Origin of the sequence: Pseudomonas sp. Irchel s3a18, from assembly GCF_900187535.1 — a bacterium.
Taxonomy (GTDB): domain Bacteria; phylum Pseudomonadota; class Gammaproteobacteria; order Pseudomonadales; family Pseudomonadaceae; genus Aquipseudomonas.
In genome coordinates this window covers 33562-59097 of the sequence record NZ_FYDV01000016.1, presented here as the reverse complement: position 1 = coordinate 59097, position 25536 = coordinate 33562, and the positions used below count along the sequence as shown (strand labels likewise).

At 61.4% G+C, this 25536-nt stretch carries 22 protein-coding genes; 12 read left to right on the top strand and 10 right to left on the bottom strand.

What is annotated here, in order from left to right:
- Positions 1-122 precede the first annotated feature (122 nt).
- Positions 123-1418, top strand: a complete 1296-nt coding sequence (gene gbcA / locus CKW29_RS20020) for a glycine-betaine demethylase subunit GbcA (protein ID WP_095147206.1) — start codon at positions 123-125, stop codon at positions 1416-1418.
- Positions 1419-2274: 856 nt separating this feature from the next.
- Here gbcA and CKW29_RS20015 read toward each other — a convergent pair.
- The 7 genes from CKW29_RS20015 to CKW29_RS19985 form a co-directional block, all read right to left on the bottom strand.
- Positions 2275-3186: an RHS repeat-associated core domain-containing protein gene (locus tag CKW29_RS20015; protein WP_095148975.1), complete on the bottom strand. Its 912-nt coding sequence runs from the start codon at positions 3184-3186 to the stop codon at positions 2275-2277.
- 124 nt (positions 3187-3310) lie between these two features.
- Positions 3311-4081 carry an electron transfer flavoprotein subunit beta gene (locus CKW29_RS20010; RefSeq protein ID WP_095147207.1) on the bottom strand — a complete coding sequence of 257 codons (771 nt, stop codon included), beginning with the start codon at positions 4079-4081 and terminating at the stop codon, positions 3311-3313.
- A gap of 15 nt (positions 4082-4096) precedes the next feature.
- Positions 4097-5317, bottom strand: a complete 1221-nt coding sequence (locus tag CKW29_RS20005; protein ID WP_095147208.1) for an electron transfer flavoprotein subunit alpha/FixB family protein — start codon at positions 5315-5317, stop codon at positions 4097-4099.
- On the bottom strand, positions 5317-7278 hold the full coding sequence (gene dgcB / locus CKW29_RS20000) for a dimethylglycine demethylation protein DgcB (RefSeq protein WP_095147209.1): 1962 nt from the start codon (positions 7276-7278) through the stop codon (positions 5317-5319). The genes CKW29_RS20005 and dgcB overlap by 1 nt, the downstream gene beginning before the upstream one ends.
- A 111-nt stretch (positions 7279-7389) precedes the next feature.
- Complete coding sequence (gene dgcA, locus CKW29_RS19995) at positions 7390-9450, bottom strand: dimethylglycine demethylation protein DgcA (RefSeq protein WP_095147210.1); 2061 nt, start codon at positions 9448-9450, stop codon at positions 7390-7392.
- Positions 9451-9465: 15 nt separating this feature from the next.
- Positions 9466-9996: a DUF5943 domain-containing protein gene (locus CKW29_RS19990; protein WP_095147211.1), complete on the bottom strand. Its 531-nt coding sequence runs from the start codon at positions 9994-9996 to the stop codon at positions 9466-9468.
- 213 nt (positions 9997-10209) lie between these two features.
- Positions 10210-11187 carry a dipeptidase gene (locus CKW29_RS19985; protein ID WP_095147212.1) on the bottom strand — a complete coding sequence of 326 codons (978 nt, stop codon included), beginning with the start codon at positions 11185-11187 and terminating at the stop codon, positions 10210-10212.
- A gap of 237 nt (positions 11188-11424) precedes the next feature.
- On the opposite strand from CKW29_RS19985, the gene CKW29_RS19980 reads away from it, so the two are divergent.
- Together CKW29_RS19980 and CKW29_RS19975 are read left to right on the top strand one after the other, a co-directional pair.
- Positions 11425-11826 (top strand): lysozyme inhibitor LprI family protein, encoded by a 402-nt coding sequence (locus CKW29_RS19980; RefSeq protein ID WP_095147213.1) that lies wholly within the window; start codon positions 11425-11427, stop codon positions 11824-11826.
- Between the two features lie 117 nt (positions 11827-11943).
- Positions 11944-12360, top strand: a complete 417-nt coding sequence (locus CKW29_RS19975; RefSeq protein WP_095147214.1) for a DUF3010 family protein — start codon at positions 11944-11946, stop codon at positions 12358-12360.
- A gap of 40 nt (positions 12361-12400) precedes the next feature.
- Here CKW29_RS19975 and CKW29_RS19970 read toward each other — a convergent pair whose 3' ends face one another.
- Positions 12401-13345 carry a GlxA family transcriptional regulator gene (locus CKW29_RS19970; protein WP_095147215.1) on the bottom strand — a complete coding sequence of 315 codons (945 nt, stop codon included), beginning with the start codon at positions 13343-13345 and terminating at the stop codon, positions 12401-12403.
- A 193-nt stretch (positions 13346-13538) separates the two neighbouring features.
- Here CKW29_RS19970 and CKW29_RS19965 point away from each other — a divergent pair, with 193 nt between their 5' ends.
- The 6 genes from CKW29_RS19965 (at position 13539) to CKW29_RS19935 (ending at position 18743) form a co-directional block, all read left to right on the top strand.
- Positions 13539-14483, top strand: a complete 945-nt coding sequence (locus tag CKW29_RS19965) for a choline ABC transporter substrate-binding protein (RefSeq protein ID WP_095148954.1) — start codon at positions 13539-13541, stop codon at positions 14481-14483.
- Between the two features lie 101 nt (positions 14484-14584).
- On the top strand, positions 14585-15472 hold the full coding sequence (locus CKW29_RS19960; RefSeq protein ID WP_095148953.1) for a 3-keto-5-aminohexanoate cleavage protein: 888 nt from the start codon (positions 14585-14587) through the stop codon (positions 15470-15472).
- Positions 15473-15525: 53 nt separating this feature from the next.
- Positions 15526-16491, top strand: a complete 966-nt coding sequence (locus CKW29_RS19955) for an L-carnitine dehydrogenase (RefSeq protein WP_095147217.1) — start codon at positions 15526-15528, stop codon at positions 16489-16491.
- 25 nt (positions 16492-16516) lie between these two features.
- Positions 16517-16993: a thioesterase family protein gene (locus CKW29_RS19950; protein ID WP_095148952.1), complete on the top strand. Its 477-nt coding sequence runs from the start codon at positions 16517-16519 to the stop codon at positions 16991-16993.
- A 19-nt stretch (positions 16994-17012) separates the two neighbouring features.
- Complete coding sequence (locus CKW29_RS19945) at positions 17013-18176, top strand: gamma-butyrobetaine dioxygenase (RefSeq protein ID WP_095148951.1); 1164 nt, start codon at positions 17013-17015, stop codon at positions 18174-18176.
- Between the two features lie 297 nt (positions 18177-18473).
- On the top strand, positions 18474-18743 hold the full coding sequence (locus tag CKW29_RS19935) for a hypothetical protein (RefSeq protein ID WP_095147487.1): 270 nt from the start codon (positions 18474-18476) through the stop codon (positions 18741-18743).
- A 173-nt stretch (positions 18744-18916) separates the two neighbouring features.
- Here the strand turns inward: CKW29_RS19935 and CKW29_RS19930 are convergent, their stop codons facing one another.
- Both CKW29_RS19930 and CKW29_RS19925 read right to left on the bottom strand, forming a co-directional pair.
- Complete coding sequence (locus CKW29_RS19930) at positions 18917-20020, bottom strand: GlxA family transcriptional regulator (protein WP_095081422.1); 1104 nt, start codon at positions 20018-20020, stop codon at positions 18917-18919.
- Positions 20021-20471: 451 nt separating this feature from the next.
- Complete coding sequence (locus tag CKW29_RS19925) at positions 20472-21848, bottom strand: L-serine ammonia-lyase (RefSeq protein WP_095148950.1); 1377 nt, start codon at positions 21846-21848, stop codon at positions 20472-20474.
- A 436-nt stretch (positions 21849-22284) separates the two neighbouring features.
- Here CKW29_RS19925 and CKW29_RS19920 point away from each other — a divergent pair, with 436 nt between their 5' ends.
- From CKW29_RS19920 to choV, 3 genes are all read left to right on the top strand, one after another.
- A complete protein-coding gene (locus tag CKW29_RS19920) occupies positions 22285-23232 on the top strand; it encodes a choline ABC transporter substrate-binding protein (protein WP_095147485.1) in 948 nt (315 codons plus the stop codon).
- Between the two features lie 66 nt (positions 23233-23298).
- Complete coding sequence (gene choW, locus CKW29_RS19915; protein ID WP_095147484.1) at positions 23299-24144, top strand: choline ABC transporter permease subunit; 846 nt, start codon at positions 23299-23301, stop codon at positions 24142-24144.
- Positions 24141-25319: a choline ABC transporter ATP-binding protein gene (choV, locus tag CKW29_RS19910; protein WP_095147483.1), complete on the top strand. Its 1179-nt coding sequence runs from the start codon at positions 24141-24143 to the stop codon at positions 25317-25319. The genes choW and choV overlap by 4 nt, the downstream gene beginning before the upstream one ends.
- Positions 25320-25536: the final 217 nt, after the last annotated feature.

Sequence of the window (25536 nt, the reverse complement as noted above, 5' to 3'; positions counted from 1 at the left end):
AAGGTTCTGACCAGCGCCGGCCCCACACTCGCCTCAACAGATAAACGCTGTTTTTGTCTTGCGTAGCAACCGTATCAGCCACTATTCGCCGGCCACACCGAATGGCCATGAGGACTAAATCGATGGACGTCACCACTACCCTGAGCCTGGGCGATCCACTGGAACCCGCACGCAAGGCCACCGCACAGATGCTGCAAGAGCGCGAGCGCACGTTCTCGCTGCCACAACCGTTCTACTCCGATGACCGCCTGTTCGATATCGACATGCAGGAAATCTTTCAGAAAGAGTGGTTGATCGCCGGCATGACCTGCGAGATCCCGACCAAGGGCAACTACCTGACCCTGCAGATCGGCAAGAACCCGATCATCGTGATCCGCGGCGCCGAAGGCGTGGTGCATGCCTTCCACAACGTCTGCCGCCACCGTGGCTCGCGCCTGTGCACCAGTGACAAGGGCAAGGTCGCCAAGCTGGTCTGCCACTACCACCAGTGGACCTACGAGCTCGACGGTCGCCTGCTGTTCGCCGGCACCGAGATGGGCGACGACTTCGACATGAAACAGTACGGCCTCAAGCCGGTGAACGTGAAAACCGCTGGCGGCTACATCTTCATCAGCCTGGCGGAAAACCCGCCAGCCATCGATGACTTCCTGTCGACGCTGAACCATTACATGGAACCGTACGACATGGAGAACACCAAGGTGGCGATCACCACCACCTTGATGGAAAAGGCCAACTGGAAACTGGTGCTGGAAAACAACCGCGAATGCTACCACTGCAACGCGTCGCACCCGGAACTACTGAAAACCCTGCTCGAGTGGGACGACGTCACCGACCCGCGCGCCGACCAGGCGTTCAAGGACCACGTGGCCGATTCCGCCGCTGCCTGGGAAGCCGAGAAGATCCCTTACGCCCACGCCAGCTTCGGTCTGCGCAACCGCATCGTGCGCATGCCCCTGCTCAAGGGCACCGTGTCCATGACCCTGGACGGCAAGCAAGGCTGCAAGAAGCTCATGGGCCGCATCCAGAACCCGGACCTGGGCTCGATGCGCATCCTGCACCTGCCGCACTCCTGGAATCACTGCATGGGCGACCACATCATCGTCTTCACTGTGTGGCCGATCAGCGCCCAGGAAACCATGGTCACCACCAAGTGGCTGGTGCACAAGGATGCCGTCGAAGGCGTGGACTACGACGTGGAGCGCATGCGTCAGGTCTGGGATGCCACCAACGACCAGGACCGTCGCCTGGCTGAAGAGAACCAGCGCGGGATCAACTCCACCGCGTACCAACCTGGGCCGTACTCCAAGACTTACGAGTTTGGCGTGGTGAACTTCGTGGACTGGTACAGCGAGCGCCTGCTGAACAACCTGGGTGCAGAGCCTGCGCCATACCTCAAAGGGGTTCCTGTTCAAGGCTAAAGCAAGCCCCTGTAGGAGCGAGCCGGGCGGCGCTCCGCTTGCTCGCGAAAAACCCGAGGCAGCACTGAGCTTCTGGTTTTGCGCGTTATCGTTCACGACCTTCGTCGGAACGCCGCCCGGAGCAAGCTCGCTCCTACAGGAGTCTTGTTCGCATTAGGTTTTCTCCCGGCTATATCTTTCTCATCCTTTAGAACTGTACGAAATATGATCTATTTCGTTCAGAGCTATACCCCCCGTGGCTCCCAGCCTTCAGCAAACAAGTTATCCACATCTTCACCCACAGCAATTGGGGACAACTGTGGATACGTGGAAGAATTTCTCCACAGAAAACCAAGAAAATCCGTGACTTATTCAATTAACGGTTTTTTATCGGCAACTGATCACTTTTTAACCAAAACCCTGTAAGCCACGGTATACGTGGCCTGCATCGGATCGCAAACACCTTATCCACAGAAGCGCCAACAGACTTTGGGGGCAACTTGTGCATCGTTGCCATGTTTTGTGGAAAACACGGTCCAGACAGCAGATTTCAAGGCTTTGAGTGGCCATCGAGGGGTAAAAACACGCATTTGGTTATTTATTGATCAAAACCTTGCAGAGCCAGACCCATAAGGCTCGCAGCCGACAGCGAACATCTTATCCACAGAAGCGCCAACAGAGATTGGGGGCAAGTCTCGAACAAGGGATCTCCTCATCCACTTAAAAAAGCTTGAAAAAACAACCAGTAGCACTGGTTGTTTTTCGTACAAAGGCTTGCAGGGCTTGCTGTGCAGGGGGTGTAGCGAGGGGTGAACATGTTATCCACAGAAGCGCTAACAGGGATTGTGGGTAATTATGCCTGCGCCTGTAACATTCATTAGGACAGGCGTATAGAGCCGGCAGTGTCGCCCGGGCCAGCGGCTTGCGGGTTTTCGCCTCGGGGCACCACCACGACATTTTTCAAAGGATCAGGCACCCTTCCCGGCACCTGACCAGGCGCTTGCCTGCGGAGCAAGTTCCACCCACTGGCCTCCTTGGTCGCCTCCCACAACACACGCCATCTTGACTGCCCATTGCTGGTAGCGGTTGCCATCCATGTCCGAGCAATAACGTAATTCTGTTTGACTGCACCTACCCCCGTGAGAACCTGGCTGCCAATGATCCCCACGTTAGATCCAAGCGACATGCCGGTGGCAGGCATCTGCGCCACTATCGCCGCAGGGACGCCCACTGCACGGGCCGGCACACCCGTAGCGCCCCCCCAAAAGCTCATCGCGTTGCCAATGCGCGTCAGCATGCTTTGAGGTTTTCCAGCTACGATTGCCGCTGCCGACCTGTTGATCGCCGCCCCGGCAAAGATGGTATTCAAAGCAGTCCCCACAGCATTCCCCAGCAGAGACAACCATGACCTACCAGATGGATCAACCCGGTTCATGGGTGAGCCCGAACAATACGCATACGGATTCAATCCCCCCTCACCAAACGGACTCAACCGATCCGGGCTATGAAACCGCATCAGCACCGGGTTATAGACCCGATGGCCATTGCCCAGGTGATACCAGCCGGTAGGACGCTCTTTGAGCTGCCCATTGAAGCCCAGGCCGGCGTTCATCGGGCGCAGGCTACTGGGCGAGCCATAGGCGGTGTAAGTGCGAAGGTTCGGACCGCTGCGGTCCAGCTCGGCGAGGATCGATTGTTGCAGATCGGTCGCCAGCAACAGGGTGCGTGGCAGCGCCACCGTGGTTGCTGGTGGGCGGGCAGGACGTGGGGTGTTACCGACGGTGTGCATCAGGTGGCCTCGCATCAATCCAGACGCCCCGCAGTGCTGCTGCGGGGGGCTCAATCCATGCTCATCAACCTAACAAAAGCGCGTTGAATGCAACACTAGCAGTTCTGCCAGGGCACCCTCGGAACTAGCGAACAACGCCCTCTTCAATCAGCAGCTTGAGGATCGCCTCGGCGCCTTCCTGGGCACTCACGCCCTTGAGCACCTGGCCACCGCCGCCACTGGCCTTGGCCGTGGCCGCCTTCATGCGGTCAGCACCGCTCTTGGCCTTGATCACTTTCAGACGTTTAGGCCGGGGTTTGGCCGGTTGCAGCGTGGCGACGGCGAGCAGTTCATCGTCGAGCACTTCAACGTCCTCGGCCTGCAATACCCCGCGCCGAGCCGGGCCGAACGCGCTTTGCCGAGGCTTGGGCGCGGCGTTATCCACCGTCGCCAGAAACGGCAAGCGGACTTTCAAGCGCCGCCGCTGACCACGGGGCAAGGCCTGCAGCACCAACGCCGAACCGCTTTCGATGGACTCGACCTGCGCCAGCCCCACCACCAACGGCCAGCCGAGGCTTTCGGCTAGCAGAAACGGCAACATGCCCGAGCCTTCACCGGTTTCCGCCTGGCTGCCGGTCAGCACCACCTGGGCACCTGCACTACGCAAATAGTCGGTCAATGCCGGCAACGCATCGGCGCCCGCCGGTTGTTCCAGGACATGCAACTGTTCAAGACCCATGCCCAGATAGGCGCGCAACGCAGGCTCGGCGACGTCGCCGGCATGCAACACCTGCAAGTTATCCCCAGCCAGTTGCAGACCGAGTTCCACCGCCCGCGCATCCTGTTCCGCGCGACGTGGCCGACCGGAGGTCGGGTGGGCGCCGATGGACACCAGGCTGATGATTTTCGTGCTCATAACCCTTTCCTTCCCTTAAGCCGCATCGCGCTTGGCACCGTTGCGGTAAGCCTCTACCGCCGCGATCAAGGCGTGAAGCATCTCGGCGCTCTCGCCGATCACCGACAGGTCGGCCCGCTTGATCATGTCGCACCCGGGGTCCAGGTTGATCGCCACCACCTTGTCGCAGGCGCCAATGCCCTGCAGGTGCTGGATCGCCCCGGAAATCCCCACCGCCACGTAGACCCGCGCGGTCACCCAGGTGCCGGACGCCCCGACTTGACGGTCGCGGGCCATGAAGCCGTCGTCCACCGCCACGCGGGACGCGCCTTCGGTGGCACCGAGGGCTTCGGCGGTCCTGTGGAAAAGTCCCCAGTCCTTGACCCCGTTGCCGCCGGAGAAGATGAACTCGGCCTCGGCCATGGGAATCGCCGCCGGGTCCACCGCCACCGCGCCCAGATCTTCGATCCGCGACAGGCTGCGCGCCACGGTTGTGGATAACTCCACGGGCAGTGCTTCGTGACGGGTATCGCTGACCGGTTCGGCACATTCCACGGCCGCCAGAATCAAGCGCGCGACAGGTCGCGCCAAGTCCTGCAGACCGGCACCGGCACGGCCGATGCATTGCTCATCCTTGACCTGCCAGACCCGTGTGGCCGGGCGTTCGCCCAGGGCGGCGGCAAAGCGTCGACCCAATTCGCCACCACCGGTACGGCTATCCGGCAGCAACCAGTGACGTGGGCTGAACTGGTTATCCACAGCCCGCAGGCCCTGGACCCGTTGCTCCGGTGCATATCCTGAGAATTCGTCACCCTCGAGCACCAGCAGGCGGTCGACACCGGCCGTGCTGAAGGCGCTTTCCTTGTGTTCGCCAAAGACAATCGCCAGTACCGCGCCGTCCTTGCCCGCCAACTGATGGGCCAGGCCCAGCAGGTCGCGGTCGTGGCTGCTCAAGCGACCACCGACCATGTCCGGCACCACGCCGATGTAGAACGCAGGGGCCGCCACCTGATGCAACGGCAGTTGCACTTCAACGGCCGCCGTACGCTTGGCCGCACCGCCCTGCTGGGCACCGCTGCGGTCGATCCGCTTGATGCCGTTGGGGCCGATGAAGCCAATGCCATGGGGATTCTTGCGGATGACCCCGTTGGGCCCCATCCAGCTGTGTTGCACCGGCTGCATGGCCGCGTGCAGCGGATGCAGGCGGTTACGGGCGATCCATTCGGCCCGTGGGTCGCGGCGGATAATGTCGCTCATCAGTGGGCCTCCGCAGGTTCACGTTTGGCCGGAGAGTTCGGCCGGGGCGCCGCGTCTTCGAGCAGCGCGTCGGCCACCAGTTCGGCGATGTCCTTGATCAGCGGCCGGGGCTCGACCACGCCTTCGAGCATCGCGGTGCACTGTGGACAACCCACGGCCACCAGTTCGGCACCGGTCTCGCGGATGTCTTCCATGCGCATGTCGGGAATCCGCTGCTTGCCGGGGATATCGGTGATCGGCGCACCGCCACCGCCGCCGCAGCAGCGCGAACGGAAACCGGAGCGTTGCATTTCCTTGACCTCGATCCCCAGCGCACGCAGGACCTGGCGCGGCGCCTCGTATTCGCCGTTGTAGCGCCCCAGGTAGCACGGGTCGTGGTAGGTCACGCTGTTGCCCTTGTGCTGACCGAGATTGAGCGCACCGGCGTCGATGATTTCTGCCATGTAGGTACTGTGGTGCTGCACCAGGTAGTTGCCATCGAAGGCACCGTACTCGTTTTTCAGTACGTGGAAACTGTGGGGGTCGCAGGTGACGATGCGGTTGAAGCTGTACTTGGCCAGGGTCTGGATGTTGCGTTTGGCCAACAGCTGGAAGGTGGCTTCATCGCCCAGGCGCCGGGCCACGTCGCCGCTGTCACGCTCCTCGAGGCCCAGTACGGCAAAGTCAACATTCGCCGCTTTCAGGACTTTGACGAACGCGCGCAAGGTGCGCTGATTGCGCATGTCGAAGGCGCCGTCGCCGACCCAGAACAGCACGTCAGTGGCTTTCTTTTCGCTGAGCAGATTGAGGCTCAAGTCCGCCGCCCAGTTCATCCGCCCGCCCGGGGCGAAACCGCCCGGGTTGTCGGTGGCGATCAGGTTTTCCAGGACTTCGGCGCCCTTGTTCGGCGTCGCGCCTTTTTCCAGGGTCAGGTGCCGGCGCATGTCGACGATGGCGTCCACGTGCTCAATCATCATCGGGCATTCTTCGACGCAGGCACGGCAGGTGGTGCAGGACCACAGGGTTTCGGCGTCCACCAGGCCGTTGACGATCGGTTGATGCGGGTTACCGGCGTGCTCACCGATTGGCTTGCCCCTGCCGTCAAGGGATGGGTAGGGGCTACCGGCGAACTTGGCATCCGTCCCACCGGCCAGGCCGACCACCATGTCCTGAATCAGTTTTTTCGGGTTCAGCGGCTGGCCGGCGGCGAACGCCGGGCAGGCCGCTTCGCATTTACCGCACTGCACGCAGGCGTCAAAGCCGAGCAACTGGTTCCAGGTAAAATCCTTGGGCTTTTCCACGCCCAAGGGGGCTTGCGGGTCGTTCAGGTCAAGCGGTTTGAGACCCGTAGAACGACCACCACCAAAACGTTCGGCGCGACGGTGCCAGGCCAGGTGCAGCGCACCGGCGAAGGCGTGCTTCATCGGCCCGCCCCAGGTCATGCCGAAGAACAATTCCGAGACGCCCCACAACACGCCGATGCCAAGGATCACCGCCAGCAGCCAGCCGCCAAAGTTTTCCGGGAGGATGCCTGCCACCGGCAGGGTCACCAGGAAGAACGACGCGGAGAAGGCCAACAGGCTTTTCGGCAGGCGCATCCACGGGCCTTTGGACAGCCGGGCCGGTGGATTGCGCCGACGCAGGTACACAAAGATCGCACCGACGAACATCACCGCCGACATCAACAGCAGCGCATAGCCGAGGATGCGGTTATGCAGGCCGAAACCGTGAACCAGAATCGCCAGCACCATGGACGCCACCGCACCGCCGGCCGTGGCGACGTGGGTATTGGCAATGTATTTGTCCCGCGCCACCACGTGGTGCAGGTCGACCATGTAGCGCTTGGGCATGGCCAGCAGGCCGCCGATCAGGTCGACTTTCGAAGGCCGGCCCCGGCGCCACATATTCACCCGCCGCAACGCGCCCAGAACCGCGAGGCCCAGGGCAGCGAACAACAGGATTGGAAGAAGGGTGTTCAACATCAGAGTCACCTCTGGCGAGGTGCAAGCTACAAGCTGCAAGCTGCAAGTCAGAGCAGCGGCGAGGCTGCGCTTTTACTTGCGGCTTGCAGCTTGCGGCTTGCAGCTAAGCCGTCAAAAATCCTTACAGAGCCGGAGTGCGTCATAAATGGCCGCATGCGTATTACGCTGGGCCACGCAGTCGCCGATGCGGAACAACAAGTAGCCATCGCCCGGTTGGCTCAACGACGGTTGCGGCTTGATCGCGAACAGGGCTTCGACATCCACCTGGCCCTTGTTGCGCGAGCCTTCCTTGAGCGCGTAGTAGATCTCTTCATCCGGCCGCACGCCGTTTTCCACCACCACCTGGTCGACCACCCGCTCCTCTTTGGCACCGGTGTATTCGTTTTCCAGCACCGCAATCAGCTTGTCGCCTTCGCGGTAGACCTTTTCCAGCATCATGTCGCCGGTCATGATCACTTCTTTGGGGTACATGCTGCGGTAGTAGGTCGGGAACGATGTACCGCCAATGGCCACACCCGGCTTGATGTCGTCGGTGACGATCTCGACCTGGCTGCCCTTGTCGGCGAGGAAGTCGGCCACCGACATCCCGGTGAACTCGCAAATGGTGTCGTAGACCAGCACGTTCTTGCCAGGTGCCACCTTGCCGTCGAGCACATCCCAACTGCTGACCACCAGGCCTTCGGCCGCGCCCCAGTGCTCGTTCTGCTCCAGGAACGGATGGCCGCCAACGGCCAGCACCACCACGTCCGGACGCAGGTCGAGAATGGTCGCCGCGTCGGCGGCTACGCCCAAGCGCAGGTCAACTTTCAGGCGTGCCAGCTCCAGCTGGAACCAGCGGGTGATCCCGGCGATCTGGTCCCGCTGCGGGGCTTTCGAAGCGGTCGTGATCTGCCCGCCGATGAATTCTTTTTTCTCGAACAGGGTCACGTCGTGGCCACGCTCGGCGGCCACACGCGCCGCTTCCATCCCGGCAGGGCCGGCACCGACCACCACCACCTTGCGTTTCGGCCCGGTGGACTTCTCGATGATGTGCGGCACCCCCATGTATTCACGGGAAGTCGCGGCGTTCTGGATGCACAGCACGTCCAGGCCCTGGTACTGACGGTCGATGCAGTAGTTGGCGCCGACGCACTGCTTGATCTGGTCGATCTGGCCCATCTTGATCTTGGCGATCAGGTGCGGGTCGGCGATGTGGGCGCGGGTCATGCCGACCATGTCGACGTAGCCGCCCTCCAGAATCCGCGTGGCCTGGTTCGGGTCCTTGATGTTCTGGGCATGCAGCACCGGGATCTTGACCACTTCCTTGATCCCGGCCGCCAAGTGCAGGAACGGCTCCGGTGGATAACTCATGTTGGGGATCACGTTGGCCAGGGTGTTGTGGGTGTCGCACCCCGACCCCACCACGCCAAGGAAATCGAGCATGCCGGTGTCGTCGTAATACTTGGCGATCTGTTTCATGTCCTCGTGGGACAGGCCGTCCGGGTGGAACTCGTCACCGCAGATACGCATGCCGACGCAGAAATCGTCACCGACCTCGGCGCGCACGGCTTTCAACACTTCCAGGCCGAACTTCATCCGCCCTTCGAAGGTGCCGCCCCATTCGTCGGTACGCTTGTTGACCCGTGGGCTCCAGAACTGGTCGATCATGTGCTGGTGCACCGCCGACAGCTCGACGCCGTCCAGGCCGCCAGCCTTGGCCCGGCGCGCAGCCTGGGCGTAATTGCCGATCACCCGCCAGATTTCTTCCGGCTCGATGGTCTTGCAGGTGGCGCGGTGCACCGGTTCACGGATGCCCGACGGCGACATCAGGGTTGGCCAGTTGAAGCCGTCCCAGCGTGAGCGACGGCCCATGTGGGTAATCTGGATCATGATCTTGGCGCCGTGCTTGTGCATGGCGTCGGCCAGATTCTGGAAGTGCGGGATGATGCGGTCGGTGGACAGGTTCACCGAGCTCCACCATTCCTGTGGGCTGTCAATGGCCACCACCGACGAGCCGCCGCAAATCGCCAGGCCGATCCCGCCCTTGGCCTTCTCTTCGTAATACTTGACGTACCGGTCGGTGGTCATGCCGCCGTCGGTCGCATAGACCTCGGCGTGCGCGGTGCTGAGCACGCGGTTGCGGATGGTCAGTTTGCCGATCTGGATCGGCTGGAACATTGCTTCGAAAGCCATGGCGGGTTCCTCGACTTACAACGGCTTGACGGTGAACAAACCGTCGTCGTGGCCTTCTTCGGAGCCACCGTAGACTTGTTCGGCGACGGTGCGGACCTTGCTGCCACGCGCTTGCAGAATCTGATCCATGGCACCGGCAAACCAGCCGGTGAACATGTAGTCGACCTTGCGTCCGACCTTGCCGTACACGTAGACGAACGCCGAGTGCTCGAGCTTGACGCTGGCAGTGCCTTTATCCAGGTCAATGTCCTGGATCTTGAACAGGCCCCAGCCCCGTTGCGACAAGCGCTTCATGTAGTGTTCGAACACCGCGACGCCTTCCAGGCCGTGGCATTCGGCTTCTTTTTCACACCAGTGCCAGGCGGACTTGTAGCCGGCCTTGTAGAGAATCTCGGCGTAGGCGTCGGCGCCCAGCACTTCCTCGATGCCCATGTGGTTGTTGACGAAGAAATGACGCGGCACGTACAGCATCGGCAGGGCGTCGGAGGTCCAGACACCGGTCTCGCTGTCGACTTCGATAGGCAATTGCGGGGCGATCTTGGCCATGGAAACTTAACTCCAGAAAATTCGTGGTCAGTGCTTAGCAAAGCTTTTGCTTTGCTCTTATAAACAAGCTGTGTGAATGACTTTGGAGCCGTAGCGAGCACGTCGAGAGCAAGGAAGGACCGGAGCGACAAGCGAGACAGTACGGGACGTACGGCGAGCTTGGCGCGAGGACCTGACGCAGCTATCGGCGAGCGGAGTAGGCTCCAGAGTTATTCACTCGCCCCAGACGTCTTTGAGAACGTTCACCCAGTTCTCGCCCATGATCTTTCTCACCACACGCTCGGGATGGCCGCGCTTGAGCAGCGTCTCGGTCAGGTTCGGGAACTCGCCCACGGTGCGGATACCCAGCGGGTTGATGATCTTGCCGAAGCTGGTCAGGCGGCGGGCGTAGCCTTTGTCATGGGTCAGGTATTCGAAGAAGTCCTGGCCATGGCCCTGGGTGAAGTCGGTGCCGATGCCGATGGCGTCTTCGCCGACGATGTTCATGGTGTATTCGATGGCTTCGGCGTAGTCGTCGATGGTCGAATCGATGCCCTTGGCCAGGAACGGTGCGAACATGGTCACGCCGACGAAACCACCATGGTCGGCAATGAACTTGAGCTCTTCGTCAGACTTGTTGCGCGGGTGCTCCTTGAGCCCCGACGGCAGGCAGTGGGAGTAGCAGACCGGCTTCTTCGATTCGAGGATGACTTCTTCGGAGGTCTTGGAGCCCACATGGGACAGGTCGCACATGACGCCGACGCGGTTCATCTCGGCCACGATTTCGCGACCGAAACCCGACAGGCCGCCGTCACGCTCGTAGCAACCGGTGCCCACCAGGTTCTGGGTGTTGTAGCACATCTGCACAATACCGACGCCCAGTTGCTTGAAGACCTCGACATAGCCGATCTGGTCTTCGAAGGCGTGGGCATTCTGGAAGCCGAAGAGGATGCCGGTCTTGCCCAGCTCCTTGGCCTTGCGGATATCAGCCGTGGTGCGCACCGGCATCACCAGGTCGCCGTTCTCGCGAATCAATTTCTGGCTGGCGGCGATGTTGTTGACGGTCGCCTGGAACCCCTCCCACACCGACACGGTGCAGTTGGCCGCGGTCAAGCCGCCCTTGCGCATGTCTTCAAACAGCTCACGGTTCCACTTGGCAATGATCAGCCCGTCGATAACGATGCTGTCGGCGTGCAATTCGGCTGGGCTCATCAGGCTGTCCCCTTATTAGCGATTCATGCGCCGAATCGTCTGCCGGCGCTTTGGGGTCAGCATATGCCTCGGTGCCTGTGCAGCCGGGTGCAAAAACGACAGGGGAATTGCCGAAAGCGTCAAGACACGACAAAGGGGCCTGGCCAGTGCTGTTTGCCTGCCTGTTCTTTAGCCGGCGCTTGAGCCAGAATCCGCCGCATCAATGGATGGTTCACTGGAATATGGGGCGGCGGCGCAATGAAATCGATCTTCCTGGCTTTGGCACTGATGACCACCGGCGTACATGCCGCCGAAGAGGCTGACAACAGCCCGTGCGATGCGGTCGAAAACGACATCCAGACCCTGGAATGCTCGGCCTACAACAAAACCACCGCGGAACAGTTGCTCAAGGAGAATTTCCAGGGGTTGCTGGAGCGGGTCAAAGCCCAATACGCGGACAGCAAGACACAAGTGGTCGACATCACCGGCAAACTCCAGACCGCCGAACAGTTGTGGATGAAGTCCCGGGATGCCGATTGCGCCATTGCGCCGTTCCCCGCCGCCGTGGGCAGCAAGGCCTATGCCATCGACCAGAACGACTGCCTGGCGAACAAGAGCGACGAACGATCGGAGTTTCTCGAGTCGATTGCGCAGGAATAAGGTTTACGGCGACAGTTCGGTAACCCCGGTTCCATTGGGCGCGATCTGGCTGAGCTGCGTTTGTCCGCAAGCGCCAAGACAAACAACGCGCCTCCCAACACAATCCAAAGGACTTACATGAAACTCTGCGGTATCGAAATCAAAGGCAGCGAAGCCATCATCGCTGTAGCTTCCCTTGACGGTCAGGCCCTGAGCCACGTCGCCCTGAACACCAAGAAGATCGCCCTGGACGATGACGACGAAGCCGCCAACGTCAAAGCCTTCGCGGCGCACGTCGCCTCGTTTGTCCGCGAACACGCCATCGACCGGATCGCGATCAAGAAACGCAGCAAGAAAGGCGAATTCGCCGGCGGGCCGACCACGTTCAAGATCGAAGGGGTTTTCCAGCTGCTGGACAATTGCGAGGTGACGCTACTGTCGCCGCAGACCATCAATGCGCAAAACAAAAAACACGACTTCGCCCTGCCGGCCTCGTTGAACAAGTATCAGCATGAAGCCTTCAAAGCGGCATGTTCGGCGCTGATGAAGAAGTAAAGCCCTGCACTGATCGCTCCCATGCTCCGCATGGGAGCGATCATGCCTTGGCGGTACGTCGATCCTCCCGCGGGCACCGCGCAAAGCGTGTCCGATAACTGCGGGTGAAGTACGACGGTGATTCAAACCCGCAGGCAATACTCACTTCCAGCACGCTCATGTCGGTCTGGCGCAGCAGTTGTCGGGCTTTTTCCAGGCGCAGGCCCAGGTAGAAATTGCTCGGCGTATCGTTGAGGTGCAGGCGGAACAGGCGCTCCAGCTGCCGTCGCGTGACCTTGATCGACTCCGCCAGTTCCAGGGTGCTCAGGGGCGGCTCGCTGTGCCGTTCCATCTCGCCGATGACCTGCACCAGTTTCTTGTTGCTGATGCCATAGCGCGTGGCGATCTGCATGCGCTGGTGGTCTTTGCGCGGGCGGATGCGCCCGAGTACGAATTGCTCGCTGACCTGGACCGCCAGCTCTGGACCGTGGGCCTGGTCGATCAGGTCCAGCATCAAATCGATGGACGCGGTGCCGCCGGCCGAAGTGATGCGTCGGCGGTCGATTTCGAACAGTTCCTGGGTGACGCTCAGCTGTGGATAGGACTCCTTGAAGGCCTCGATGGCTTCCCAGTGCAGGGTCACCCGATGGCCGTCCAGCAGGCCGGCTTCGGCGAGGACAACACTGCCGGTATCGATCCCACCGAGGGTGACGCCCTCGTGATCCAGGCGGTGCAGCCAGTGCTCCAGAGCCGGGTCGACGAACTTCAGCGGTTCGAAGCCAGCAACCACCAATAACGTCGCGCCCTTCTTCAGCGGCTCCAGCGCCGCGTCGGCGTTGAGCGACATGCCATTGCTGGCCAATACCGGCCCGCCGTCGGCGCTCAGCACATGCCAGCGGTACAGCTCGCCGCGAAAGCGGTTGGCCACCCGCAGCGGCTCGATCGCCGAAATGAAACCAATCGCCGAGAATCCCGGCATCAGCAAAAAGTAGAAATCCTGGGACATGGAACGCACTCGGATGGCGGGTAGCGTGTGAACGTTGATACGCCACTTGCCAGCGACAGACAAGGGCACAGGTCGCTGCAGTGCAAGAGCTGGTCGCCGCTGTGCGTTTTCTGCGATGTTGAGCTGCGTAACGTGACATCACCGGCACGACAGATGCCGGACCCGACAATAACGACCTGCCGAGGATCCCACCATGAAACGACTGATCAGCAGCTGTGTACTTGCACTCAGTGGTACCGCTTTCTTGAGTTCCGGCGCCATGGCTGCCGACCCTGCCGCGTGCCAGAACGTGCGCATGGGCGTGGTGAACTGGACCGACGTGATCGCCACCAGCGCCATGACACAAGTGCTGCTCGATGGCCTCGGCTACAAGACCAAACAGACCAGCGCTTCCCAGCAAATCATCTTCGCCGGCATCCGCGACCAGCGCCTGGACCTGTTCCTGGGCTACTGGAACCCGCTGATGACCCAGACCATCACCCCGTTCGTCGACGCCAACCAGGTCAAAGTCCTTGAAGCCCCGAGCCTCAAGGACGCCCGCGCCACCCTGGCCGTGCCGACCTACCTGGCCGACAAGGGCCTGAAGACCTTCGCCGACATCGCCAAGTTCGAAAAGGAACTGGGCGGCAAGATCTACGGCATCGAGCCCGGCTCCGGGGCCAACACCCGGATCAAGGCGATGATCGCCAAGAACCAGTTCGGCCTGGGCAAATTCCAGCTGGTCGAATCCAGTGAAGCCGGCATGCTCGCGGCGGTGGATCGCGCCGTACGGCGCAAGGAAGCCGTGGTGTTCTTCGGCTGGGCGCCGCACCCGATGAACGTCAACGTGCAGATGACCTACCTCACCGGCAGCGACGACGCCCTCGGCCCGAACGAAGGCATGGCCACGGTCTGGACCGTCACCGCACCGAAATACGCCGAGCAGTGCCCGAACGTCAGCCGCCTGCTGAGTAACCTGACCTTCACCGCCGAAGACGAGAGCCGGATGATGCAACCGCTGCTCGACCACAAGGACGCCTTCGAGTCGGCCCGCCAGTGGCTCAAGGATCACCCGCAGGATCAGCAACGCTGGCTCGAAGGCGTGACTACCTTCGACGGCAAACCGGCTGCCGCGAACCTGCAACTGACTCACCAGTAACACCGACATGAACCACCGCTTCGCAGCCGCCGACGGCTGCGAACGGGATCGCTACGCCTCCCCATTACGCCCGGAAAATCCGGCCTGAAGGAAATCCCACCATGAACCATGACGTCATCATCACCTGCGCACTCACCGGTGCTGGCGACACGACCGCCAAGAGCCCGCACGTGCCGGTCACTCCGAAACAGATCGCCGCGGCCGCGGTGGAGGCCGCCAAAGCCGGGGCCACCGTGGTCCATTGCCATGTGCGCGACCCGCAAACCGGCAAGTTCAGCCGTGATGTGGCGCTGTACCGTGAGTTGATGGAGCGGATTCGCGAAGCGGACGTCGACATCATCGTCAACCTCACCGCTGGCATGGGCGGCGACCTGGAGATCGGGGCCGGCGAGAATCCGATGGAGTTCGGCCCGAACACCGACCTGGTCGGCCCGCTGACCCGCCTGGCCCACGTCGAGGCGTTGCTGCCGGAAATCTGCACCCTGGACTGCGGCACCCTGAACTTCGGCGACGGCGACACCATTTACGTCTCCACCCCGGCCCAGTTGCGTGCCGGCGCCAAACGCATACAAGAACTGGGGGTGAAGGCCGAGCTGGAAATCTTCGACACCGGTCACCTGTGGTTCGCCAAGCAAATGATCAAGGAAGGCCTGCTCGACGACCCGCTGTTCCAGCTGTGCCTGGGCATCCCGTGGGGCGCGCCGGCGGACACCACCACCATGAAGGCCATGGTCGACAACCTGCCCGCCAATGCGGTGTGGGCCGGCTTCGGCATCGGCCGCATGCAAATGCCGATGGCCGCCCAAGCGGTGCTGCTCGGCGGCAACGTCCGGGTCGGGCTGGAAGACAACCTCTGGCTGGACAAGGGGGTACTGGCGACCAACGGCCAACTGGTCGAACGCGCCAGCGAAATCCTCAGCCGCCTCGGCGCCCGTGTGCTGACCCCGGCCGAAGGCCGCAAGAAAATGGGCCTGGTCCAGCGCGGTTAATCACGTTCACCCTCGCTCCTACAAAGATCACCGAATTCATTCAGGAAATCGCCATGAGCTTTATCACCGAAATCAAAACCTTCGCGGCACTGGGCAGTGGTGTCATCGGCAGCGGCTGGGTATCCCGCGCCCTCGCCCATGGCCTGGATGTGGTGGCCTGGGACCCGGCGCCCGGTGCCGAGGCCGCCTTGCGCAAACGCGTCGCCAATGCCTGGGGAGCCCTTGAGCAACAGGGCCTGGCACCCGGCGCGTCACAGGATCGACTGCGTTTTGTGGCGACCATCGAAGAGTGCGTGCGGGACGCCGACTTCATCCAGGAAAGCGCCCCGGAGCGCCTTGAACTGAAACTCGAACTGCACGGCAAGATCAGCGCGGCGGCCAAGCCCGATGCCCTGATTGGCTCCAGCACCTCGGGCCTGCTGCCTAGCGAATTCTACGAGAGCTCGACCCACCCTGAACGCTGCGTGGTCGGACACCCGTTCAACCCGGTGTACCTGCTGCCCCTGGTGGAAGTGGTCGGTGGCAAGAACACCGCACCTGAAGCCATCCAGGCCGCGATGAAGGTGTACGAGTCCTTGGGCATGCGCCCGCTGCATGTGCGCAAGGAGGTACCGGGATTCATTGCCGACCGCCTGCTTGAGGCGCTGTGGCGAGAAGCGTTGCACCTGGTCAACGACGGCGTGGCCACCACCGGTGAAATCGACGATGCCATCCGCTTTGGCGCCGGGCTGCGCTGGTCGTTCATGGGCACCTTCCTGACCTACACCCTGGCCGGTGGCGATGCTGGCATGCGCCACTTCATGGCTCAGTTCGGCCCGGCCTTGCAACTGCCGTGGACCTACCTGCCGGCACCGGAACTGACCGACAAGCTGATCGACGATGTGGTCGACGGCACCCACGATCAGTTGGGTAAACACAGCATTTCGGCGCTGGAGCGCTATCGTGATGACTGCCTGCTGGCGGTGCTGGACGCGGTGAAGACCACCAAGGCCAAGCATGGAATGACCTTCAGCGAATAAACCCCGAAACCTGTGGAGTTCCACCATGCCCACCCTCACCACCTACCAAACCACCATCATCCCCGACTGGGTCGATTACAACGGCCATCTGCGCGATGCCTTTTACCTGCTGATTTTCAGCTACGCCACCGACGCACTAATGGATCAGCTGGGTATGGACAGCAACCACCGCGAAGCCACGGGCAACTCGTTGTTCACCCTTGAACTGCACCTCAACTACCTGCACGAAGTGAAGCTCGGCACCGAGGTTGAAGTGCACACCCGGATCATCGGCCACGACCGCAAGCGCCTGCACCTCTACCACAGCCTGCACCGGGTGGACGACCCACTGGAGCTGGCGGGCAACGAGCAGATGCTGTTGCACGTCGACCTTGCCGGCCCCCGTTCGACGCCGTTCAGCGAGCAGGTCGCCAACAAGCTGCGGGCCCTGACCGCCCTGCAATCGGGCCTGCCCACACCGACTTACATCGGCCGGGTCATTGCACTGCCACCGGAAAAATAACACCGCACAAGGAGCGTCCATGAACACCCGCGCCGCCGTAGCCGACTTTCGCCGTTACCCAATGATCAGCCCGTTGTCCGCCGTGCACCCCCTGGCGGATCGCGTATTGGTGAAGTGGGCCGATGGCCGGACCAGCCCCTTTCATCACCCCTGGTTACGCGATAACTGCCCCTGCGCCGAGTGCGTCTACAGCGTGACTCGCGAGCAAGTGCTGGAAATCGTCGACGTCCCTGAAGACCTGGTTCCCGCCATCATCCGGGTGGACACCGAGGGCTGCCTGCGGATCGACTGGCAGGACGGCCACGTCAGTCACTTCGATCCCGGCTGGTTGCGAGCCCACGCCTATGACGACGATTCCCGTGCCGAGCGCCGTGCCAACCAACCCAAGCGCCAATTGTGGAACAACCAGTTGCAGCTGCCGGTGTTCGAGTACCAGGCCGTGATGGATGATCCGCAAGCCCTGTTGCAATGGTTGTTGGCGTTGCGCGATACCGGCCTGACCCAGGTGCGTGGCATGCCCACCGAACCCGGCTCCCTGACGTCGATCGCCAAGCGGATTTCGTTTATCCGCGAGAGCAATTTCGGCGTACTGTTCAACGTGCAATCTAGGGCCGATGCCGACAGTAATGCCTACACCGCCTTCAACCTGCCGTTGCACAGCGACCTGCCGACGCGGGAGTTGCAGCCGGGGCTGCAGTTCCTGCATTGCCTGGTCAACGACGCCGACGGCGGCGAGAGCATTTTTGTCGACGGCTTTGCCATCGCCGCTGCCTTGCGCCAGGAAGACCCCGAAGCCTTCCAGGCGCTGTGCGAGATCCCCGTGGAGTTTCGCAACAAGGACCGCCACAGCGACTACCGCTGCCTGGCACCGATCATCGCCCTGGACGCAATGGGCCAGGTGTCGGAAATCCGTATGGCGAACTTTCTGCGCGGCCCGTTCGATGCCCCGGCCGAGCAGATGCCCAGCCTCTATCGCGCTTATCGCCGCTTTATCGCCATGACCCGCGAAGCCAGGTTCCGCCTTGTCCAGCGCCTGGATCCCGGCCAGATGTGGTGCTTCGACAACCGTCGCACCCTGCATGCCCGCCACGCCTTCGACCCCACCAGCGGCGCTCGGCATTTCCAGGGTTGCTACGTCGATCGCGATGAATTGTTGTCGCGGATTCTGGTGTTGCAACGCTAAACCACGATGGCGCCGGTTCAGGCACCTCCCCACCACCTGGTTTCCAGGTAAAAAAAGCCCCGATCAAGCCGTGACAGGATCGGGGCAGAGGGTACTGTTGAGGAGCCGATGCGCGAGGGTGACCAAACCTTCGTGTAGCGAGCTGAGTCCAGTGTGCCCAGTCGCCGAGCGCTGGAGTTAGCCGAAAACGACCTGTTCATAGGTATTGCGGCCATCGCGACAAATCGCCCTTGCCCGCGCCCGATACCCCCACCAGAATCGAGGCAAGACACCGTTCCCTTAAAGAAGGATTGCGTCATGATGCACGCCGATTTGATAGACCAGGAAGACCTGCTGGGCCAACTCAAGTCGCTGGGTTTTGAAGTGCCCAGTGGCGCTACGGCCGATCAGGCCTGCGAGTGCGCGGTACGCGGCCTGGACGATGTGCGGGCCAACACCCTGCGGACCATGGTCAAGCAGATGTACACCAGCAGCGCGATGATCCTGCCCGTGGTACGCCAGGCCATCGACAAGCAACTGCTGCCGGCATTGGCGCAATACCAGCAAAGCCAAAGCCGCCGGGCCTGATGTCCAGAGCGGACGGCTTTCCTGTGGCGAGGGAGCTTGCTCCCGCCGGGTTGCGTAGCAGCCCCAAAAAGACAAACGCGTCAGGTCTGTAGAAACGCGTTTGCCCAATGTGCGACCGCTTCGCGGTCGAGCGGGAGCAAGCTCCCTCGCCACAAAAGCCCGCTCGAAGGTGACTACAGCCTTACGCTGGCAAAGGTCGATTCGTTGCGCGCCTGGCTCAAGGCCGACATTGGTCCGGACAACGGTGCCAGCACCATCGCCTGCGGGATCGGCATCATCGCCACCTGTTGGGTGGTGTTGGAGCCCACGCGCTCGTCACGCGGAGGAATGCCGAAGTATTCGCGGTAGCACTTGGAGAAGTGCGGCGTGGAAACAAAGCCACACACCGAGGCCACTTCGATGATGGACATCGGCGTTTGCTTGAGCAATTGCCGGGCGCGGATCAGGCGCAGCTTGAGGTAGTAACGCGATGGCGAGCAATGCAGGTATTTCTGGAACAGCCGCTCCAGCTGACGACGCGACACGGCGACGTACACCGCCAACTCATCGAGATCGATCGGCTCTTCAAGGTTGGCCTCCATCAGCGCGACGATTTCCTGCAACTTCGGCTGATTGGTCCCCAGCATGTGCTTGAGCGGTACACGCTGGTGATCCTGCTCGTTACGAATGCGCTCGTAGACAAACATTTCCGAGATCGCCGCCGACAGCTCACGGCCGTGATCGCGGCTGATCAGGTGCAGCATCATGTCCAGTGGTGCGGTGCCGCCGGAGCTGGTGAACCGGTTACGGTCGAGGGTGAACAGGCGAGTGCTCATGGCCACACGCGGGAAGGCTTCCTGCATCGCGGCCAGGCATTCCCAGTGCACACTGCAATCGAAGCCGTCCAGCAGCCCCGCGCAGGCCAGCGCCCAACTGCCGGTGCAGACCGCCCCGAGGCGGCGCGACTGGCGGGCCTGGCTTTGCAGCCACGACACGTGTTCACGGGTCACGGTACGTTGAATGCCGATGCCACCGCACACAATGATGGTGTCCAGGGCCGGGGCTTTGTGCATGGAGGCGTCGGGGGTGATCTGCAGCCCGTCACTGGCCCAGACCTGGCCGCCATCAACGGTGAGGGTCGTCCAGCGATACAGCTCGCGTCCGGACAATTGGTTGGCCATGCGCAGGGGTTCTACGGCGGAGGCCAGGGAAATCAGCGTGAAATTGTCCAGCAGCAAAAAGCCGATGGATTGAGGCGCACGGTTCTGGGGTTGAGCCCCGGAGTTGAACGACGTCATCGCGGTATCTCCTCACACAAAGCAGGTGATGGCCTCAGGCGGAGGCTCTTTTTATGGCCATCGTTCTCGTGCCGTGAGACGGGGCTTTGTCATGACAGAGCAATTGCCATGCCTAAAGTTGAATGAGCATTCAATAACTCCTGAAAACGACGTCGCAGTGTGTCTACATGTGTCAATCGAGACACAAATCGAGTCAGGGTTATCGAGCTGGCAAGTGCCCAGCCCGGCAGGCTGTGAGCAGATCGGTAGCACTTGTGGGAACAGGGCTGTGGCCCGTCGAGAAAGAGTGTCACCGCAGGCACGAGCGACGGACGGTCAGGCTCGGTTTGGATCCCTGACCTTGCGGGAATGGCTTGTCTGTTTGCGACGCGCCAAAAGGTGGCGCGTCGCTGTATGAGTGCGCACTTAGCGCGCAGTTCTGATCTCTCCGTGGCAGGGGTTCATCCGCCACTCAACACTCCACCGCACTGACCGCCAACCCGCCGCGCGAGGTCTCTTTATACTTGTCGTGCATGTCGGCCCCCGTATCACGCATGGTGCGGATCACCCGGTCCAGCGAAATGAAATGTTGGCCGTCACCGCGCAAGGCCATTTGCGCCGCATTGATCGCCTTCACCGCCGCAATCGCATTGCGCTCGATGCACGGCACCTGTACCAGCCCGCCGACCGGATCGCAGGTCAGGCCCAGGTTGTGCTCCAGGCCGATTTCCGCGGCGTTGCACAACTGCTCGGGCGTGGCGCCGAGAATCTCCGCCAACCCGGCCGCCGCCATCGCGCAGGCCGAACCGACCTCGCCCTGGCAGCCGACTTCGGCACCGGAAATCGACGCGTTCTTTTTACACAGAATGCCCACCGCCGCCGCCCCGAGGAAGTAGTCGACGACATTGGCGTCGGTCACCGCCTCGCTGAACTTCATGAAGTAATGCAGCACCGCCGGGATAATCCCCGCCGCGCCGTTGGTGGGTGCCGTGACCATGCGCCCGCCCGCCGCGTTTTCTTCGTTGACGGCCAACGCGAACAGGTTGACCCACTCCATCGCGCTCAAGGTCGAGCCGATCACGTTGGGCTTGTTCAATTCTTGCAGGCTGCGGTGCAGTTTTGCCGCGCGCCGACGCACATTCAGCCCGCCCGGCAGGATGCCTTCGTGCTTGAGACCTTGCTCGACGCAGTCCTGCATCGCACGCCAGAGCTTCATCAGACCACTGCGGATTTCCTCTTCAGAACGCCAGACCCGCTCGTTCGCCATCATCAGCTCGGCAACCCGCAGGTTGTGCGTGCGGCACAGCGCCAGCAACTCCGCCGCACTGGAGAAATCGTACGGCAGCACCGTGCTGTCCAGATCCACCACACCACTTGAGGCCTGGGCCTCATCGACGACAAAACCGCCGCCAACGGAATAGTAGGTGTCACGGTGCAACTCGCCATTATCCCCTTCGGCCACCAGGGTCATGGCATTGGGGTGAAAGGGCAGGTTTTCATCGATCAGGCGCATGTCCCGCGCCCAAATGAATGGCACCGGCAAACGACCGTCCAGCTGCAAGGTGTCGGTTTCGCGCAGGGTGTCGATGCGAATGCCGATTTGCGACGGGTCGATTGCGTCCGGCCACTCGCCCATCAACCCCATGATCACCGCGTTGTCGCTGCCGTGGCCGATACCGGTGGCCGACAAGGAGCCGAACAGCTGCACTTCGACGCGCCGAACCTGTTCCAGGCGCTGTTGTTCACGCAGTGATTCGACGAACAACGCCGCTGCGCGCATGGGCCCCACGGTGTGCGAACTGGAAGGGCCGATGCCGATTTTGAACAGGTCGAAAACGCTGATAGCCATGACGTACGAGACTCCTCGGTGAGCAGATTCCAGGTGCCGAGGCACCCGGTGACGGAGCTGCTACGCTCAAGCAGCAATCCGTTGACAGGCCCGCATCATCAAGCTTTTGTCAGGTCACGCGACGTCTCACACCGACGCACTCATGTCCACTAACGCCGCAGGCCGCAGACGACACATTTCGGCCGTTTTTTTGCGGCTCAGAGGACTAAAAAGGTCCGATTAAAGCTGTAAACGACCTCACTGACACTGGATGCGACCCTCCCTGTACTGGATACGACGCACCCTGTAGGCGTCAGATTTTCACTGGTCCATGATCAGTTACGACTCGATTGCGAAGCGCCGTGGCAGAGCTGTCTTCAGCGCCCACCAACCGCAACACTTATAAGTGCGGCTGTCCTGTCGGAACACCGCCAAAAAAACACCAAGGAGTCCACCCATGAAAGGTTCCCCGTCGTTGTTGTTGGCCGCCATGCTGAGTCTGCCGCTTCTGGCTCAAGCCACAGAACCGGCGCAATGCAGTACCGTAAACTTCTCCGATGTTGGCTGGACCGACATCACCGTAACGACAGCCACCACCAGCGTCATCCTCGACGCCTTGGGCTACAAGACTAAAACCACCATGATCTCCGTGCCGGTGACCTACAAGTCGCTGGCCGACGGCAAGAACATGGACGTGTTCCTCGGCAACTGGATGCCGACCATGGAAAACGACATCAAGCCATACCGTGATGCCGGCACCGTGGAAACCGTGCGCGCCAACCTGGAAAACGCCAAGTACACCCTGGCGGTCCCTGAAGCGCTGTACGAAAAAGGTCTGAAGGATTTCTCCGACATCGCCAAGTTCAAGAAAGAACTCGACGGCAAGATCTACGGTATCGAGCCCGGCAACGACGGCAACCGCATGATCCAGAGCATGATCGACAAGAACGCCTTCGGCCTCAAGGACGCCGGTTTCAAGGTCGTCGAGTCCAGCGAGGCCGGCATGCTGTCCCAGGTTGAACGTGCCTCGCGCCGTAGCACCGATGTGGTCTTCCTGGGCTGGGAACCGCACCCGATGAACACCCGTTTCAAGATGAAGTACCTGACCGGGGGCGATGAGTTCTTCGGCCCCAACTATGGCCAGGCCACCATCTACACCAACACTCGCAAAGGCTACAGCCAGGAGTGCAGCAACGTCGGGCAGTTGCTGAAAAACCTGTCGTTCACCCTGGACATGGAAAGCACCCTCATGGGCAATGTTCTGGACGACAAGATGAAAGCAGACGCGGCTGCCAAAGCGTGGCTGAAGAAGAACCCTCAGGTGCTCGATACCTGGCTCGCTGGCGTGACCACCATTGACGGTAAACCAGGCCTGGAGGCCGTGAAAGCCAAGCTCGCACAGTAATCGTTGATGCCGGGCGAGCGTGCTCGCCCGGGCTGTTTATTTCCTTGCATGCGGACGTTCACTACCATGCTGATTGATCAGAAAATCCCTTTAGGCCAGTACATCGCGGGCTTCGTTGAATGGTTGACGCAACACGGCGCCAACACCTTCGACGCAATCGCCGTGACACTGGAAACGATGATTCACGGCGTGACGTTTGCGCTGACCTGGTTCAACCCGCTGGCATTGATCGGGCTTATCGCACTGCTGGCGCACTTCATTCAACGCAAATGGGGCCTGACCGGCTTCGTCGTCCTGTCCTTCCTGCTGATCCTCAACCTGGGTTACTGGCAGGAAACCATGGAAACCCTCGCCCAGGTGCTGTTCGCCACCCTGGTCTGCGTGCTCATTGGCGTGCCGTTGGGCATCGTCGCTGCGCACAAACCGATGTTCTACACGATGATGCGTCCCGTACTCGATCTGATGCAGACCGTACCGACGTTCGTGTACCTCATTCCTACCCTGACCCTGTTTGGTCTGGGTGTCGTCCCGGGCCTGATCTCCACGGTGGTGTTCGCGATTGCAGCGCCCATCCGCCTGACCTACCTGGGCATTCGCGATGTACCGCAGGAACTGATGGATGCCGGCAAGGCCTTTGGCTGCTCGCGCCGTCAGCTGCTCTCGCGCATTGAACTGCCCCACGCCATGCCTAGCATCGCGGCCGGTATCACCCAGTGCATCATGCTGTCATTGTCGATGGTGGTGATCGCGGCACTGGTGGGTGCTGATGGCCTGGGCAAACCCGTGGTCAACGCACTGAATACCGCTGATATCGCCCTGGGCTTCGAAGCAGGCCTGGCGATCGTACTGCTGGCGATCATGCTCGACCGTATCTGCAAACAACCCGACGCCAAAGTAGGGGGTGACGCATGAGCATAATCCGCTTCGAAAACGTAGACGTTATCTTCTCCAAGGATCCACGCGAGGCACTCAAGCTGCTGGATCAGGGCATGACACGCAACGAGATCCTGAAAAAGACCGGGCTGATCGTCGGCGTTGAAAAGGCCAGCCTGGATATCGAAAAAGGTGAAATCTGCGTGCTGATGGGCCTGTCCGGCTCCGGCAAATCCAGCCTGCTGCGCTGCATCAACGGCCTCAACACCGTCAGCCGTGGCAAGCTGTTCGTCGAGCATGAAGGCCGGCAGATCGATATCGCTTCCTGCACCCCGGCAGAGCTGAAAATGATGCGCACCAAGCGCATCGCCATGGTGTTCCAGAAATTCGCCCTGATGCCCTGGCTGACCGTGCGCGAGAACATCAGCTTTGGCCTCGAGATGCAGGGCCGCCCCGAGAAGGAACGGCGCAAGCTGGTGGATGAGAAGCTGGAACTGGTGGGCCTGACCCAATGGCGCAACAAGAAACCCGACGAACTCTCCGGCGGTATGCAGCAACGCGTGGGCCTGGCCCGGGCGCTGGCGATGGACGCCGATATCCTGCTGATGGACGAACCCTTCTCGGCCCTCGACCCGCTTATCCGCCAGGGTCTGCAGGACGAATTGCTGGAGCTGCAACGCAAGCTGAGCAAGACCATTGTGTTCGTGAGTCACGACCTGGATGAAGCCCTGAAACTCGGCAGCCGCATCGCGATCATGAAAGACGGCCGGATCATCCAGTACAGCAAGCCGGAAGAGATTGTCCTCAACCCGGCCGATGACTACGTACGGACCTTCGTCGCCCACACCAACCCGCTGAACGTCTTGTGCGGACGCAGCCTGATGCGCACCCTGGACAACTGCAAGCGCATCAACGGCTCCGTGTGCCTGGACCCGGGCGGTGACTCATGGCTGGACCTGGCCGAAGGCAACACCATCAAGGGCGCGCGCCAGAACGGCTCGGCCCTGGACCTGCAGAACTGGGCACCGGGGCAAGCCGTTGAAGGCCTGGGCCGTCGCCCAACCCTGGTGGACTCCAATATCGGCATGCGCGACGCGCTGCAGATTCGTTATCAGACCGGCAACAAGCTGGTGCTGCATGACAACAATCACGTGGTAGGGATTCTGGGCGACAGCGAGCTGTACCACGCACTGCTTGGCAAGAACCTGGGGTAAGGGCAGCAGACACAAAAACGCCGCGAGAAGATCGCGGCGTTTTTGTTCGTATACATATATGACTTGGAACACGGACAACCGTGGCGAGGGCGCTTGCTCCCGCTCGGTTGCGTAGCAACCGCAAATCCATACAGCGCGGTTTATCTGCAAGAACCGGGTCGCGGGTTTTGGGGCCGCTTCGCAGCCCAGCGGGAGCAAGCTCCCTCGCCACAATGGT

Bases quoted from the DNA above. Each gene is read 5' to 3' on its own strand.
- CKW29_RS19930 (WP_095081422.1), bottom strand. From the start codon at position 20,020: ATGACGTCGTTCAACTCCGGGGCTCAACCCCAGAACCGTGCGCCTCAA.
- CKW29_RS19935 (WP_095147487.1), top strand. From the start codon at position 18,474: ATGATGCACGCCGATTTGATAGACCAGGAAGACCTGCTGGGCCAACTC.
- CKW29_RS19970 (WP_095147215.1), bottom strand. From the start codon at position 13,345: ATGTCCCAGGATTTCTACTTTTTGCTGATGCCGGGATTCTCGGCGATT.
- CKW29_RS20015 (WP_095148975.1), bottom strand. From the start codon at position 3,186: ATGCACACCGTCGGTAACACCCCACGTCCTGCCCGCCCACCAGCAACC.
- CKW29_RS19950 (WP_095148952.1), top strand. From the start codon at position 16,517: ATGCCCACCCTCACCACCTACCAAACCACCATCATCCCCGACTGGGTC.
- CKW29_RS20010 (WP_095147207.1), bottom strand. From the start codon at position 4,081: ATGAGCACGAAAATCATCAGCCTGGTGTCCATCGGCGCCCACCCGACC.
- CKW29_RS19945 (WP_095148951.1), top strand. From the start codon at position 17,013: ATGAACACCCGCGCCGCCGTAGCCGACTTTCGCCGTTACCCAATGATC.
- CKW29_RS20005 (WP_095147208.1), bottom strand. From the start codon at position 5,317: ATGAGCGACATTATCCGCCGCGACCCACGGGCCGAATGGATCGCCCGT.
- gbcA (WP_095147206.1), top strand. From the start codon at position 123: ATGGACGTCACCACTACCCTGAGCCTGGGCGATCCACTGGAACCCGCA.
- dgcB (WP_095147209.1), bottom strand. From the start codon at position 7,278: ATGTTGAACACCCTTCTTCCAATCCTGTTGTTCGCTGCCCTGGGCCTC.
- CKW29_RS19965 (WP_095148954.1), top strand. From the start codon at position 13,539: ATGAAACGACTGATCAGCAGCTGTGTACTTGCACTCAGTGGTACCGCT.
- CKW29_RS19985 (WP_095147212.1), bottom strand. From the start codon at position 11,187: ATGAGCCCAGCCGAATTGCACGCCGACAGCATCGTTATCGACGGGCTG.
- choV (WP_095147483.1), top strand. From the start codon at position 24,141: ATGAGCATAATCCGCTTCGAAAACGTAGACGTTATCTTCTCCAAGGAT.
- CKW29_RS19990 (WP_095147211.1), bottom strand. From the start codon at position 9,996: ATGGCCAAGATCGCCCCGCAATTGCCTATCGAAGTCGACAGCGAGACC.
- CKW29_RS19925 (WP_095148950.1), bottom strand. From the start codon at position 21,848: ATGGCTATCAGCGTTTTCGACCTGTTCAAAATCGGCATCGGCCCTTCC.
- CKW29_RS19975 (WP_095147214.1), top strand. From the start codon at position 11,944: ATGAAACTCTGCGGTATCGAAATCAAAGGCAGCGAAGCCATCATCGCT.
- choW (WP_095147484.1), top strand. From the start codon at position 23,299: ATGCTGATTGATCAGAAAATCCCTTTAGGCCAGTACATCGCGGGCTTC.
- CKW29_RS19955 (WP_095147217.1), top strand. From the start codon at position 15,526: ATGAGCTTTATCACCGAAATCAAAACCTTCGCGGCACTGGGCAGTGGT.
- CKW29_RS19980 (WP_095147213.1), top strand. From the start codon at position 11,425: ATGAAATCGATCTTCCTGGCTTTGGCACTGATGACCACCGGCGTACAT.
- CKW29_RS19920 (WP_095147485.1), top strand. From the start codon at position 22,285: ATGAAAGGTTCCCCGTCGTTGTTGTTGGCCGCCATGCTGAGTCTGCCG.
- CKW29_RS19960 (WP_095148953.1), top strand. From the start codon at position 14,585: ATGAACCATGACGTCATCATCACCTGCGCACTCACCGGTGCTGGCGAC.
- dgcA (WP_095147210.1), bottom strand. From the start codon at position 9,450: ATGGCTTTCGAAGCAATGTTCCAGCCGATCCAGATCGGCAAACTGACC.